This is a genomic window from Leptotrichia sp., from assembly GCF_057270615.1.
The window spans coordinates 1-2,570 of record NZ_DBHIXN010000108.1 but is presented as its reverse complement, the minus strand read 5'-3'; the positions used below and the strand labels follow the sequence as shown (position 1 = coordinate 2,570).

Sequence of the window (2,570 nt, the reverse complement as noted above, 5' to 3'; positions counted from 1 at the left end):
AGAGAAACTGGAATTATCAGAAAGAAGTTATAAATGTGAGTGCTGCGGAATTGAAATTGATAAAGATTACAATGCGGCATTGAATATAAAAAACATTGGAAAAGCGATGTTGGAATATTAAGAAAATAAAAGAAAACAGGGCAGGGACTGCCCGAAGAGCTTGGTAAATATATTTGGCTAGTCATACGCAGATACTTCCCAAGAAGCTCCCGCTTCTAAAAGCGGGAGTAGTTCACCTGGCAAGAGTGCATTTTCAATGTTGACGCCTGCGGTTACTGGATTAATTGTTTGTGTGATGGCTGTATTTTTCTTAAAAAAGAAAAACTGATGAAAAAGGAGGAAGAAGAAGCAAATATGAAAAAAATATTCTCAATTATTGTAGGATTAATCTTAATATTTACAATAACAAGTTGTCAAAATGATAAAAAAATTATTGAAAATGATTTAAAAAATTTAATAGAATTCACTCGAAACGGAGGCTATAAATCATTAAATCATAATAAAATGGCTGCTATAACATTTGAAGCAATTGATGAAGGATATAAAAAAATGTCCTATAAAATTAATAAAACAAAAAAAGAAAATAAAAATAAAATTATTGTAAATATTACTATAAAATATCCTGATTTATCAGAAGCAATAGAAATATTTAAAAAGAAAATATTAGAAGAAAGACAAAGACTTTTGCAATCACCAAACCCTACTGTGAGGTCAGAAGATGAAATAATAAAATTGACTACGCAATTTTTAAAAGAATCTGTAAATGAAAAATTGAATGATCCTAATCTAAGATATTTTGAAGAAACATTTGATATTGTATATGTAAAACATAACGATAATTGGGAAATGCAAGAAAGTCCACAATTCAACAAAGCAATGTTCTTTAATTTGCAGTTTAACTCACTTACTCAAAATTAAAGATTTTTAAGGCAAAAACTTAAAATTTTACAATAAAAATAAAAAAACAACATAGAAAAAGGAGGATAAATTGTGGGATATATAAAAATATTAGATGAAAAAGTATCAAATATTATTGCTGCTGGGGAAGTTGTAGAAAATCCAGCTTCAATGATTAAGGAAATGATTGAGAACTCGCTGGATGCGAAGGCTACAATGATAAAAATTGAAGTTTTTAAAGGTGGAGTGGACGTTAAAGTAAATGATAATGGAATTGGGATGGATAAGGATGACACGCTTTTGTCAGTTGAGCGGCATGCCACTTCTAAGATTAAGGAAAAGGAGGATGTCTTTAATTTAAGTACTTATGGCTTTCGTGGAGAGGCTCTGTCGTCTATTTCGGCAGTGTCTAAGCTTACGATTGCTACACGTTCTAAGAATAGTCCTGTGGGGTATAGAATCGGCTGTTATGGCGGAGTTGTGAGAAAATTTGAGGAAGTTTCGAGAAATGTTGGGACGGAAATGGAAGTTAGAGATTTATTTTACAATACGCCTGCTAGGAGAAAATTTTTGAGAAAAATGTCAACAGAGTATGGAAAAATTAGGGATATTGTGCTAAAGGAGGCACTTTCCAACAGTAATGTGGCATTTTCACTTGAGCTAGATGGGAAAAGTACGGTAAAGACAAGTGGAAAAGGAATTGAAAATACAATTCTTGAATTATTTGGAAAATCAGTTTTAAAAAATTTGAAAAAATTTGAATATGGATATTTGGGAAATGTGGAAATTTTACGAAGTTCAAAGGATTTTATGTTTACTTTTGTAAATAATCGGTATGTGAAGTCAGCAACTATTGAGAGAGCTATTATAGATGGCTATTATACTAAGTTAATGAAGGGGAAATATCCTTTTGCTATTATTTTTTATAATGCTGATCCAAAGGAAATAGATGTGAATGTTCATCCATCTAAAAAAATAGTAAAATTCTCAAATGATAAAATTGTTTATAATGAGATAAAATCAGCAATTGATGACTTTTTTTACTATAATGATAGGGAAAACTGGCAGCCAAACATTGATTTAATAAAGAAAAATATTAATATTAATGAAAATGTCGCAGTAGAAAAAGATGATTTGTTTTCTGATGATATTTTAAAGGGTGAAAATCAGAAAATTTTAAGTTTGGAAACTTTTGACGGGAAAGAAAATAGTGAGAAATTGGAAGGGGAAAGTAGGCTTGCAGGAGATAATCTTGAGAAAAATGATGAAAAAGAGAATGGCAATAAAAAAAATGATTCGAGTCTTGATGAAATTTGGAAAAAAATGAATGAGAATTTGAATAAACCTGTGGAAAATAATGTGGAAAACTCACAAAATATTGAAAATTCTAATTTGAAAAAGAGTGAAAAAGATAATAGAAACTGGAGTAAAAATAGTAATTTTGAAAATTATAAAAACTTTAACGAAAGAAAAAATTATAATAGTGTAAATGAAAATACTGAAAGTGAATATTATAGAGTAGGAACGTTTGAAAAGCATATTGGAAAACAGGTTCATTATGATATTTTGGGACAGATTTTTGATACGTATATTTTGGTTCGGAAAGATGAGGAACTGGAAATTTATTAAATAGTACAAGAACACTCGCAACTTTAGTCGTGAGATAAATTGCA

General features: G+C 29.6%; 3 protein-coding genes. All 3 read left to right on the top strand.

Going from position 1 to position 2,570, the window contains the following annotated elements:
• A partial coding sequence (locus tag ACO409_RS10625) for a zinc ribbon domain-containing protein (RefSeq protein ID WP_485557085.1) occupies positions 1-121 on the top strand: 121 nt, incomplete at its 5' end.
• Positions 122-354: 233 nt separating this feature from the next.
• Positions 355-918 carry a hypothetical protein gene (locus tag ACO409_RS10620; RefSeq protein ID WP_485557083.1) on the top strand — a complete coding sequence of 188 codons (564 nt, stop codon included), beginning with the start codon at positions 355-357 and terminating at the stop codon, positions 916-918.
• Positions 919-990: 72 nt separating this feature from the next.
• Positions 991-2,526 (top strand): DNA mismatch repair endonuclease MutL, encoded by a 1,536-nt coding sequence (mutL, locus tag ACO409_RS10615; RefSeq protein WP_485557081.1) that lies wholly within the window; start codon positions 991-993, stop codon positions 2,524-2,526.
• The last annotated feature ends 44 nt before the right edge of the window (positions 2,527-2,570 follow it).

What these genes read in the sequence shown, in the direction of transcription:
- ACO409_RS10620 (WP_485557083.1), top strand. Translation starts at nt 355, where the DNA reads ATGAAAAAAATATTCTCAATTATTGTAGGATTAATCTTAATATTTACA.